Here is an 11,536-nt window from a genome sequence, read left to right as displayed (position 1 = left end):
GTTGACTATTTCCAGTTTTATAAATCTGTATCATCAGTTTACTCATCACGAATCGAAGGGGAAGACATCGAATTTGACAGTTTTTTCAAACATAAATTCATGGGTGTTCAGTTTAAGCCTGACTACACAAGAAAAGCAGACGATTTATATGCAGCCTATGACTTCATAGACAATAATAAAATAAACCTGAAAAATGTCCAGAAAGCACATTCAATCATAACTTCAAACATACTACCAGACAGTCAACAAGGATTAATTCGGACAAATCCAATGTTTGTGATTAATAGTGACGACAAAATTGAATATGTTGCTTCGGAACCTACCATTGTAAAACAGGAAATCGAGAAATTATTTGACGATATTGGCCTGCTTGAAACGACAGAATTAGACTCCTATGAGATATTTTATTATGCAGCCTTGATTCATCTTGTATTTGTGAAAATACATCCTTTTCAGGACGGTAACGGACGAACCGCAAGATTGCTTGAAAAATGGTTCTTATTGCAGAATATAGGACAAAAAGCAGTCGCCGTTCAACTTGAAAAGAATTATTATAAGAACATCAAAGATTATTATCAGAATATCAGGAAACTTGGACTTGAATATCATGAATTGGATTATGGGAAAAGTCTTGATTTTCTGCTGATGACAGTAAACGGAATAGAAACGGAAGAATAGGCACATACCGCCAACCGAGTAGGTCGCCCCGCCAGCCCTGGCTGTGGGTGAGAGCACTTCGGCAAGCTCAGCAACCCACTCTCACACCACTCCCGAAATACTTCGGGATACGGTTCTCCCCGAAACCAGTTCGGGGAAGTATCTGGTTTTTCAACACATTTTGCATCGCAGCCATATTTTCTGCATCTTTTTGCAAACCAAAGCGTTGGGCCACATAGCCGATGGAATGTTGGGGGTTGTGGGACGAGCTGACGTTCTTCGTCAATATCATCAGACTCTTCACTTCGTTCAGAGTGACATCATGGTTCAAAGAACGCGTATTACATACATTCCGGGCAGTTCGGATGCCATGTCTGGTATGCATTTGATGAAGTTGTCACTCTGAGCGATGAGCGAAGAGTCTCTTTTTTTGTGGCGTACAATCTCAAGCGGCTGATGGCACTGGTGTCTCCCGAAGAGCTGAAAGCCGCCCTGGGCCGCACTTTGGCCTTTTTTTGGGTCTTTTTAGTCCACCCGGGGCGCATGTATGGCTCCATACAAGGGTTTTTCAACACATTTTGCATCGCAGCCATATTTTCTGCATCTTTTTGCAAACCAAAGCGTTGGGCCACATAGCCGATGGAATGTTGGGGGTTGTGGGACGAGCTGACGTTACCAGGAACTAAATCCAATCAATCGGATTTCTTTTCGGACAGATGGAGTCAGTTCACCGCTTCGCGGTTTGGTTCTGATTTTCACGAACGCTCTTTTGCCACCTCTTGTCGTTTTTTTGACTGCCCCTGATTTAAGGTTTCTTCACAGTTTCGGCCGGATTTTAAATACGTTTAACTCACTGTTTGCCTATATGTTTGTTAACTTTACAAAAACGAAATCCCTAAAAATCATATCCCCATGAAAAACTCACTTTTCTTGTTAGCCGCACTTTCACCCTTGTTGTTTGCCTGCGATAATCCGGGAACGGAACAGGCTGAGCGCAAATCCGCTGTACAGACTACCCCCGAAGCAGCCACAGCACATCGCCATACCAAAGTGGCCCTTCTCACCGCTGAAGGTTTCCAGGATGCCGAAGCATACATGCCCCTCGGTTACCTCACCAATCACGGTTGTGAAGTCACGGTAATCGGAATAGAAACCGGCAAGGTGAAGGCCTACAACAGCGATATCACCATCCACATTCAAAAGAAAGTATCTGACGTGAATGCTGCCGATTTTGACGCACTGGTGATTCCGGGTGGAAAGGCACCGGCTAAGCTCCGCGAAAACTCCGATGTCATTGACTTTGTAAAAGCGTTTCACGCCAAAGGACAACCCATTGCCGCCGTTTGTCATGGTCCGCAGATTCTCATCACAGCCGGCATACTGACTGGCCGAAACGCCACTGGTGTAGAAGGTATTGCCGATGAACTCAAAGAGGCCGGTGTGAATTACAGCGATGAAGCACTGGTAATCGACAATCACTTCATCACCTCGCGTGTGCCGGACGACCTGCCTCAATTTGTGAAGGCCATTGCTAATGCAGTTGAAAAACAAGAGAGAAAATCATCCTTGTGAGGTCTCAATCTTGCGGTAGTGTCCCAAAAAGCGTGTAAGCAGCGGGCATTGACGAGCTTGTAGAAATGCGCAGTCACCAACCTGACCCTTATTTCATCCTTTACCGGCCATTGCTTCACACATTTTTACCTTTGCAGCCAAAATAAGGGTATGAACGACCAGTACAACATAGCGCTTTGGCTTGACCGCTGGCTCCGCGACAGTGCATACTTCAGCGAAAAAGGGGCTGCTTACACCAAGCTCTCTATTCTGAGTCTGGTGCTTATTATCCTTTGCACCATCTCGTGGTTTCTGGCCAAGAAGCTGATCGTCGGTGCCATCAACAAAACCCTGCTCCGCACCCGTGTTACCTGGGACGACGTACTGGTTGAGAAACGTGTATTCGACAAGCTGGCACATATCGTTCCTGCCATTGTGGTGAATTTCGGTGCACCCTTTGTCTTTGGTGATTTTCCGGATATGATTCCGGCGGTAATACTTATTACTGACATCTACATCATTGCCATCGTGATTTGGAGCGTGAACTCGGTACTCACATCCATCACCAAAATTCTGGGCGACACCAAGGCCTTTAAGGATAAGCCGCTCAGCAGTTATTCTCAACTGGCAAAAATCATTGTGTACCTCATTGGAGGGGTGCTCATTTTCTCACTGCTGCTTGGGCAAAGTCCGCTCGCTTTCCTGGGTGCAATGGGAGCGGCAACGGCCATCATTCTACTGATTTTCAAGGATGCTATTCTGGGTTTTGTGGCCAGCATTCAGATGTCGGTGTACGATATGATTCGCGTGGGCGACTGGGTTTCCATGCCTAAATACGACGCTGATGGGGATGTAGTAGCCATCAATCTCACCACAGTAATGGTTCAAAACTGGGATCGTACCATCACCACCATTCCATCCTACGCCTTTATCTCCGACTCGTTCAAGAACTGGCGGGGAATGTCGGAATCCGGCGGACGGCGCATCAAACGCTCCATTCTGATTAAAATCAGCAGCATTAAATTCTGCGACCCCGACATGGTGGAGCGCTTCTCCAAAATTGAGCTCATTCAGGATTACGTGCAGCAACGTCAAGCCGAAATTGACCGCTACAATGAAGAAAAGAAGGTGAACAAAAGCGTGCTGATCAACGGCCGACACATGACCAACGTAGGTGTTTTCAGGCGATACGCGCAGGCCTATCTCGCTGCCAACCCCAAGATAAATCAGGAAATGACGGCCATGGTGCGCCAAATGGAGCCCACTGAACACGGTTTGCCCATTGAGATTTACTGCTTTAGCGCCGATAAGGCCTGGGTAAACTACGAGGGCATTCAAGCCGACATTTTCGACCACTTGCTGGCTGCCATTCCGGCCTTTGATTTGCAGGTATTTGAAGACCCTTCGGGCGCTGACTTCTCGGCTTTTCTGAGCGCAGCAAGAAAAGGCTAGCCCGGCAAATCGAGGTTTTTGGCGCGGTTCCAATATACATCCATCTCCTCAAGGGTCATTTCACCCATCTTTTTGCCGTCGGCCTTTGAAGCTTCTTCAAGGTACTGAAAACGCTTGATAAACTTGCGATTGGTGCGCTCAAGTGCCTGGTCGGGCGAAACTCCGATAAAACGCGCGTAGTTGATAATGGAGAACAACACATCACCGAGCTCATCCTCCACCTTGTCGCTCTTGTTGTTTACCTCGGTGCGCAATTCGCCCAGTTCTTCCTGAACTTTTTCCCAAACCTGTTCGGCGTTGTCCCAGTCAAAACCCACACCGCGGGCTTTGTCCTGGATGCGCTCTGCCTTTACCAGCGAGGGTAGCGAACGCGGTACGCCGGCCAGTACGGAGCGATTTCCCTCCTTCAGTTTCAATTTCTCCCAGTTGGCCTTCACCTCGTCCTCATTGGCTACTTCCACATCCCCGTATATATGCGGGTGCCTGTCAATCAGCTTCTCGCAGATACCATTCAGCACGTCGGTAATATTGAACGCGCCCTTCTCCTCTCCTAGTTTGGCGTAAAAAACCATGTGCAGCATGATGTCGCCCAACTCCTTTCGAATTTCATTCAAATCGCCGTCCAAAATGGCATCCGACAATTCGTACATCTCCTCAATACTCAGGTAACGAAGAGATTCGATGGTTTGCTTTCGGTCCCACGGACATTTCTCCCGAAGGTCGTCCATGATGTTAAGCAAACGTTCAAAAGCGGCAAGTCGGGCATCCATGATTCTGATTTTGGGCAAAAATACACTTTCCGAATGGCGAAGAACGGGCTGCTCAATGGGCGAAATCCTTACTTTCGTCGCCATGATGCTGAAACGGCTCTTAGTACCCTTTTGTATGCTTTGGATATTTTCGGTTTCTGCCGGGGAAAATGTACCGAGGCAAGAGGCGGGTGTAAACTGGCACGGAGGGTTCCTTTACGCGCATCACCCCGATATGCGCCACCTGGTGCAAAAGCACTTCAGCTCGGTTGAAGTGTATTACCACCGTCAATTTTCAGGTAAAAAAGACTGGCATCACCACTACCAGATGCCTTCGTGGGGACTGGCCGCGATGTTTATGCCTTTTCCGAGCGATGCACTGGGAAATGCCTTTGCAGGATTTACCTACTACTACCTGCCGGTTGCTAACGGCGAGCGATTTTCTCTCAACTACAAACTCGGGGCCGGCATGGCCATGCTGAGCAACCGGTTTGACCGGGTAGAAAACAATCGGAACAACGCCATCAGTACCCGCGCCAATGTGCTTTTGCAAATGGCTGTGGACGGACGTTTACAGGTTCATCGCCAACTGGCTTTTCACATAGGCGTTGCCATGACGCATTTCTCGAACGGCGCTGTGCGCAAGCCCAACCTCGGGCTCAATTTTTTCACTGCTCAGGCCGGACTCAGCTACGCACCTTCAGTTGATCGGGGAATCGACTCGGAGCAACGCTACTTTGTAAAACCAGCAAGGTGGAACATGAGTCTCTTTGCCGGTGTCGGGGTGAAACAAGAAATGACCCGGCAGGGAGATGTGCGTCCGGCCGCAACGGTGCAAGGGCTCGCGGAAAGGCGTATCAGCCCCAAGTTTTCTTACGGAATGGGCGCTGAAATCAACGGAAATGCCAACCTGGAAATAGCCCACCGCGAAAAAGAAATCGAAACCAATGCGCTTACACCCTATCGTGCGGGATTGCTGGCCAGTGCAGCTTTTCACTTCGGCAGGATGGCCATTTTAGCCCAGGCGGGAGGCTATGTGTTTAATCCCGGAAATGTGGATGGTGTTGTGTTCAATCGCTTCGGGTTGCGACATGATATCAGCGATCGCTGGAAAGTAAACCTTACCCTACGTACCCATTTTGCCAAAGCCGATCATTTTGAACTGGGTATGGTGTATCAAATCAACAGGCCGTGAAAATCCTGAAATCACATAGCGCATGGATGCTGGCCCTTTTTGTCTTTCTGAGCGGCTGCAAAAAAGAAAACATGGGCGACTGCCTGAAGGCCGTAGGCAACCAATTGGTAGAAACGCGACTGCTTGAGCCTTTTACCCGCATGGAGGTGGAAGACGGTGTTACAGTGGTTTTCAGGTTTGATGAAAACCACCGCGCGGTGGTTACAGCGGGAGAAAACCTGATTGATTTGATTGAAACGGAAGTGCAAGCTGAAACCCTCTACATTCGCAATCGCAATGTATGCAACTGGGTACGAGCGCTGGACACGCAGATATCTGTGATTGTATATTGTACCGAACTAAAAGAGTTGATTTCAAGAGGGTATGGCACCATTGAATCGGGCGATACCATTAGCCAGCCCTTTTTTGCCGTGGAGCAATGGGATGCCAGCAGCACCATTCGCCTTACGCTAAACACGCAGGAGGTGTATATTCTTTCACATACAGGTCCGGCAGATTACTTCTGCACCGGTCAGAGCGATTTTCTTTACGCCTACAACAGCAGCATGGGTATTTTGCGCCTCGAGGAAGTGGCCGCTCAGGAAGTTCAGGTGTGGAACCGAGGTGTGGGCGACATCCACGTGAACGCGTCGCAAAAGGCTTCCATCTTGATTGACCGCGTGGGAGATGTTTATTACCACGGAAACCCCACGGAGCTCGAAATCACCGAAAACAGCACCGGCAAGGCTATCCCTGTTAACTAAACTTGCATGGCAGGCCGGTACAGATTTTGTACCTTTGCAGCAAATTCTTCATTATGCTTGTAGCCTTTGTAGCCATCGGAATGTTAGCGCTTGCCTTTGCAGGTATTGCCATCAAAATACTGGTGAAAAAAGACGGGCAGTTCAGCGGTACCTGTGCCAGTAACAACCCGCTGCTGCGCGAGGAAGGCGCTGCTTGCGGCGTGTGCGGTGCTCGTCCTGACGAGCAGTGTAAAAGCGAGTAATTCGAATCTGCTGAAAGTCGCAGGCCCTCGTCCTCCCTTAGCGCACCACCATCACCGAAGCACTGTACCAGTTTTTGTGGGTCTGGACTCCCAACTGATAGTTTCCTGCTGCCAGTGATCCGGTATTCAATGATATGCGATTGTGCTGACGCTCTGCAACGGGAATATTCACGGTGCGTCCTCCGGCATCAAAAGCAATAATCTGCAAAACCTGCTCATCCTCGGGCACTTCCAGCCAGGTGTGCGATACGGCCGGATTCGGATACACCACCAGTTTCTCCACCTTCGCCAATTCCGGAACCTTAGTCACATCAAGGCCGCGGTATGTTACCTGGGTAACCACTCCCTCTGAAACATTCACTTGCAATACGGGAGGACCTCCCTCGGGAGCCACCCAGCGATATTCAATGATTTCGGGCAATTCAATCACCTGATCAATGCCAAATTGCTCGGCAAAAATGGTATCTCTTCCGTTCACCACGCTTCGAACGCGGAGGCAATCAAACGAACCGGCGGGCGTGATGACCGTTCCCCAGCCATCTACGCTATTCTGACGGACTCTGAACGACTTCAACTCGCCAAATCCGGGTACGCCAGCTGCAAAAAAAGTATCGTTGGTGTCGGGTGCCATACCGTATTCCAGTGGAAATTTCAAAATTCTGTCAGTAGGATTCCGCGTACCAAAGAGAGGAAAACCGCTGAGTGTGGCCGCAAATCCGCAGTCATAATACCCCTGTTCATCAGCCCTGAAAAAATTGTAGATCTCACTAATCTCAATGGGCAGTGGAAATCCGAACTCAGGCACGGCGGTGCAGTGATTGGAAAAATGCTGCTGGTTGGGATTGTTGTAAATAAACTGATAGAAGAAAGGAGCCGATGATACAGGCAGGAAATCGGTTACCTGCGGCCCCATTCCGTCCAAATCGCTGTAATCCCAGGTTACGTTTTCGCCAAAATCGAGGCTGGGATCTTCCAATCCCAAACCTGCAGCCTGGTAGAGCTGGTAGCTGGTATTAGCGGCAGGCATATCGCCGGGACCGATCACAGGTTGCGCTTGCAAAGCACAGGTAAACAATGAAATAAAAACTGTTGGGAAAATGTGGCTCAATCGCATGGTTCTGGTTTAAGTCCCCGAATATAGCCTTTTTGTAACAGACACTTCCTGCATGAAGATGATTCCAACATGCTCCCACTTCACCCCGATTAACAGTTCTTTCAACGAGAAGTAATAACTTCACAGCCTGAGCAGAGAACCGCAATGACGCTAAGGCCAAATCAAAGGGGGTATTTTTTGATTTCGCTCGACTTCGAGCTATACTGGGGTGTGCGCGATTGTAAACCACTGGAATCCTGCCGCGAACGCATGGAACGAGTGCGCAACATAGTAACGCGAATGATTGCGCTTTTCAGCGAGTACGAGGTAAAAGCCACCTTTGCCACCGTAGGAATGCTTATGGCGCAGAGCAAAGAGGAACTGCTTGATTTTGTGCCGGAGAAAAAACCGCTTTACGACGCAACGCACCTCTCCCCATACAATGGTTATTTGGGCGAAATGCCGGAGACGGACACGCACCTGCACTTTGCTCCCGATTTGGTGAAAGCGATTCAGCAAACCCCGGGAATGGAAATCGGCAGTCATACTTTTTCGCATTACTACTGCCTTGCCAATGGTCAGGATGCTGACAGTTTTGAGGACGACCTGCGCTCGCACCTGCGGCTGGCCGAAAAACGCGGCATCAAGCTCAAATCGCTGGTTTTTCCGCGGAACCAATACAACAAAGCCTACCTGGATATTTGTCGCAAACTGGGCATCGAAGTTTTTCGCGGAAACGAAAGTTCGTGGATTTACAGTGCGCGAAACGACGAACAGGAAACGCCATTGCGGAGGGCCATCCGCCTGACAGACGCCTACCTGAATCTTAGCGGGCACCATACCTACAAGCCACGTGGGATGGTGGAGAACGGACTTTTCAATTTTCCGTCGAGCCGTTTTTTGCGACCGGCCCGTCCCATCAACCCCTTGCTGGAGGGTTTGCGTTTGCGGCGCATTACACGGGCCATGGATCATGCGGCCAAACATGGCGAGGTTTTTCATTTGTGGTGGCACCCACACAATTTCAGCGAGAACACAGATGCCAACTTCGCCTTTCTTGAGAGAATCCTGCAGCAATACCAAGCGCTGCACGCCAAATACGGCTTCGAAAGCGTGAACATGGGCGAACTAGCTTCGTATCTGCAACCTGAATTTTCATGAGTAAACGCGTTGTGCTGCTCGCCACCGATGGCATGGGTACCCGAATGATTTTTCACGCCCTGCAAGCCCTTGCCGACGATATACATATGGTGTTGGAACAGCCGCAATCGCGCGCAGAACTGGTGAAAAAGCGCATCAAAAAACTTGGAATCATCAAAGTCATCGGGCAACTGAAATTTCAACTTGGGGTGATGCCTCTGCTCGAAGCCACTGGCGCAAGTCGGGTTCAGGAAATTCTGAACGAGTATGATTTAAGCACGGCTCCAGTTCCACCCGAAAAAATCATCGCCGTTCCCTCCGCCAACAGCTCCCAATGTGTGGAGCTTGTGCAATCGCTCCGTCCGGACCTTGTGGTTCTTTGCGGTACAAGAATTTTGCGGAAGGAAACGCTGCAACAAATCAGCGCAACGGTGGTAAACATTCACACAGGCATCACACCCGAATACCGCGGGGTGCACGGCGGCTACTGGGCGCTGGCGCAAGGAGATGCAGCGCGGTTCGGCACTACCCTGCACCTTGTGGACAGCGGTATTGACACCGGTGGCGTGATTGAGCAGCGCTGCGTGGAACCCGCCCCGAAGGATCAGTTTGCGACCTATCCGGTGCTGCAAATGGCTGTGGGTGTGCAGATGCTCGTGCAGCAATTTGAAGCCCTGTGCCGTGGAAACATGCAGGGGCATGCGCACTCTGAACGGGGCAGGCTGTGGTACCACCCCACCATTTGGGAATACTTCGGGAACCGGATCGTCAAGGGTGTGCGCTAACTACTCTGCGGGGTCTTTGCGGATTTTGTCTTCCATACCCGGACTCAGGTAGGTTTGAAGTTCTCCCTCATCGTCGTAATACACCAGCAGGGCATATAAACCGCTTTCGGGGTTTTCGGCAAAAAACTCCATACTTCGCCACGGACCGTACACCATAAACACAGTGGCAAAGGCGTCGGCAAGGGCAGCAGAAGAGGTTACAACCGTAGCGCTCAGCAACTGGTGATCTACAGGGTAACCCGTTTGTGGATTGATGGTGTGCGACAGGCGTTTGCCGTCTTTTTCGTAGAATTTGCGATAGCTGCCCGAGGTAGCCACTGCCTGATTGTTGAGCAGAATCACCGCCTGCGTGCCGCGCTCGGTTTCGCTTGTGGGATCGTCCACACCAATAGACCACGGTTGGTTTTGCTCGTTTACGCCGCCTGCGCGCAGCTCCCCTCCTACTTCAACCATCAGGTTTTCAACACCTTGGGAGCGGAGAAAATTATATATCACATCCACCGTATAACCCTGTGCAATCCCATTGAAGTCGAGCGTAATGGGTTGCGTTTTTTCGATGTGTACAATGGTTTCGCGCACGCTACCTCCGTGTTCGGCGGCGGTGGTTACCTGCATGTCGAAATCCCACGACACCAATGCAAGCAATGAATCCATATTCATGGGCTCCTCTATCCGCGGGCCTTCCGGGCCAAATCCCCACGCTTTTACGAGCGGCATCACGGCAGGTTCAAAGGCTCCATCGCTCATATCCCGAATATCTTTGGAATCGAACAGCATTCTTATAAAATGCTTGTCGTTGGTGGTAAACTCCATCTGGTTGTTGAACCGCGAAATAGTTGAGTTGGGAACGTAGGTGCTCAGCGATTGGTCAATGGCTTTGAGGATGGAATCCACGCTTTGCTGGTGGTCGGCAAGACCCGGGCCGTGGTATTTCACCATGTATGACGTTCCCTGTGCCGGACCGCCAAAGAGGTAGGTTTTGTCTTCGGTATTTGCCGTCTCCGGAGACGCACAGCGCACCAGGGCAAAAGCCATCACAACCACAAGAACCAAAGAAACCGAAAGACGCATCATAGCATGGGTTTTAGGGAGGCAAAGCTACGCACCTCCGGGCAAAGGGGCGTGAGATGGGGTAGAAAAGATGGGGGTGATTGGTAAACGGCTTGAAGGGGGCTCTTGGCGACATCAAAATGAAAATCACCGAAAAAGGGTGCGACCCCGTCGGGGTCGAATATCACCCGTAACATACAATGCTATGTAGCTTCAATCCCTTCGGGATTGTGAAATTCTGCGAACAAAAATGCACCCTAAAATGAACCTCCGACTCCAAGAGCCAAACCACAAATCAAGACAATTGCCTCAGTATTGATTCCAAGCGCGTCCATCCATTCCCCGAACAAAAGATCCCTCCCGCCCATTTTGCCCTCTATCTTACTTTCTGCATCTTTGGAGAAGCAAGAGTTTGCGCTAGGGAGGTTATTGGGTTTTCTGAAAATGTAACGATGACAATTCAACGCTGGAAATTAATTCGAAGTCCAACAATATATATCTGAAAACAATAACAAAAAAGTATCATGCCAGGGACATTTTCGCAAATCTATATCCAGGTGGTTTTTGCCGTAAAGGGCCGCCGCAGTGCCATTCATCCATCTTGGGAAGAAGAACTGTATAAATACATCACTGGCATCGTCATCAACAAAAACCAAAAACTATTGGCGATAAACGGAATGCCGGACCACATCCACATTTTAATTAGCATGCGTCCATCTTGCTGTTTGTCAGACCTGGTCAGAGAAATTAAAAAGGCAAGCAATGATTTTATCAACCAGAAAAACCCAGGGCGGAACAAGTTTCAGTGGCAAGAAGGCTATGGTGCATTTTCTTATTCCCACTCGGCCCTGGACAATGTGATTAGATACATTCAGAATC

14 protein-coding genes are annotated in these 11,536 nt (G+C 49.6%); 11 read left to right on the top strand and 3 right to left on the bottom strand.

What is annotated here, in order from left to right; genetic code table 11:
- The first annotated feature begins 99 nt into the window (after positions 1 to 99).
- From EA392_14955 to EA392_14935, 5 genes are all read left to right on the top strand, one after another.
- Positions 100 to 678, top strand: coding sequence for a Fic family protein (locus EA392_14955; GenBank protein ID TVR36513.1), 579 nt, complete (start codon positions 100 to 102; stop codon positions 676 to 678).
- A 190-nt stretch (positions 679 to 868) separates the two neighbouring features.
- A complete protein-coding gene (locus EA392_14950; protein TVR36512.1) occupies positions 869 to 1,063 on the top strand; it encodes a hypothetical protein in 195 nt (64 codons plus the stop codon).
- A 50-nt stretch (positions 1,064 to 1,113) separates the two neighbouring features.
- Positions 1,114 to 1,293, top strand: coding sequence for a hypothetical protein (locus EA392_14945; GenBank protein ID TVR36511.1), 180 nt, complete (start codon positions 1,114 to 1,116; stop codon positions 1,291 to 1,293).
- A gap of 276 nt (positions 1,294 to 1,569) precedes the next feature.
- Positions 1,570 to 2,229: a type 1 glutamine amidotransferase gene (locus EA392_14940; GenBank protein TVR36510.1), complete on the top strand. Its 660-nt coding sequence runs from the start codon at positions 1,570 to 1,572 to the stop codon at positions 2,227 to 2,229.
- Between the two features lie 150 nt (positions 2,230 to 2,379).
- On the top strand, positions 2,380 to 3,660 hold the full coding sequence (locus EA392_14935; GenBank protein ID TVR36509.1) for a mechanosensitive ion channel family protein: 1,281 nt from the start codon (positions 2,380 to 2,382) through the stop codon (positions 3,658 to 3,660).
- Here EA392_14935 and EA392_14930 read toward each other — a convergent pair.
- Entirely contained in the window at positions 3,657 to 4,433 is a 777-nt protein-coding gene (locus EA392_14930; protein TVR36516.1) for a nucleoside triphosphate pyrophosphohydrolase, read from the bottom strand. The genes EA392_14935 and EA392_14930 overlap by 4 nt on opposite strands.
- Here EA392_14930 and EA392_14925 point away from each other — a divergent pair.
- Genes EA392_14925 through EA392_14915 form a run of 3 tightly spaced genes read left to right on the top strand, consistent with a single transcriptional unit; the run spans position 4,342 to position 6,589 of the window.
- Positions 4,342 to 5,604 (top strand): acyloxyacyl hydrolase, encoded by a 1,263-nt coding sequence (locus EA392_14925; GenBank protein TVR36515.1) that lies wholly within the window; start codon positions 4,342 to 4,344, stop codon positions 5,602 to 5,604. The two genes, EA392_14930 and EA392_14925, sit on opposite strands and share 92 nt — an antisense overlap.
- Before the next feature lie 26 nt (positions 5,605 to 5,630).
- Complete coding sequence (locus EA392_14920) at positions 5,631 to 6,347, top strand: DUF2807 domain-containing protein (GenBank protein TVR36508.1); 717 nt, start codon at positions 5,631 to 5,633, stop codon at positions 6,345 to 6,347.
- Between the two features lie 53 nt (positions 6,348 to 6,400).
- A complete protein-coding gene (locus EA392_14915; protein TVR36507.1) occupies positions 6,401 to 6,589 on the top strand; it encodes a membrane or secreted protein in 189 nt (62 codons plus the stop codon).
- 37 nt (positions 6,590 to 6,626) lie between these two features.
- On the opposite strand, the gene EA392_14910 is transcribed toward EA392_14915, so the two are convergent.
- Positions 6,627 to 7,664 (bottom strand): T9SS C-terminal target domain-containing protein, encoded by a 1,038-nt coding sequence (locus tag EA392_14910; GenBank protein ID TVR36506.1) that lies wholly within the window; start codon positions 7,662 to 7,664, stop codon positions 6,627 to 6,629.
- Between the two features lie 183 nt (positions 7,665 to 7,847).
- Between EA392_14910 and EA392_14905 the strand changes: the two genes are divergently transcribed.
- Both EA392_14905 and EA392_14900 read left to right on the top strand, forming a co-directional pair.
- A complete protein-coding gene (locus EA392_14905) occupies positions 7,848 to 8,843 on the top strand; it encodes a hypothetical protein (GenBank protein ID TVR36505.1) in 996 nt (331 codons plus the stop codon).
- Entirely contained in the window at positions 8,840 to 9,607 is a 768-nt protein-coding gene (locus tag EA392_14900) for a formyl transferase (GenBank protein TVR36504.1), read from the top strand. The genes EA392_14905 and EA392_14900 overlap by 4 nt, the downstream gene beginning before the upstream one ends.
- Here EA392_14900 and EA392_14895 read toward each other — a convergent pair whose 3' ends face one another.
- The gene (locus tag EA392_14895) at positions 9,608 to 10,681 is read right to left on the bottom strand and encodes an FAD:protein FMN transferase (GenBank protein ID TVR36503.1); all 1,074 of its coding nucleotides are present in this window, start codon (positions 10,679 to 10,681) and stop codon (positions 9,608 to 9,610) included.
- 500 nt (positions 10,682 to 11,181) lie between these two features.
- On the opposite strand from EA392_14895, the gene tnpA reads away from it, so the two are divergent.
- On the top strand, positions 11,182 to 11,536 hold a 355-nt coding region (tnpA, locus tag EA392_14890; GenBank protein TVR36514.1), incomplete at its 3' end, for an IS200/IS605 family transposase.

The organism is Cryomorphaceae bacterium (assembly GCA_007695365.1).
Taxonomy (GTDB): Bacteria; Bacteroidota; Bacteroidia; order Flavobacteriales_D; family SKUL01; genus SKUL01.
This window is presented reverse-complemented; position numbering and strand designations above follow the sequence as displayed.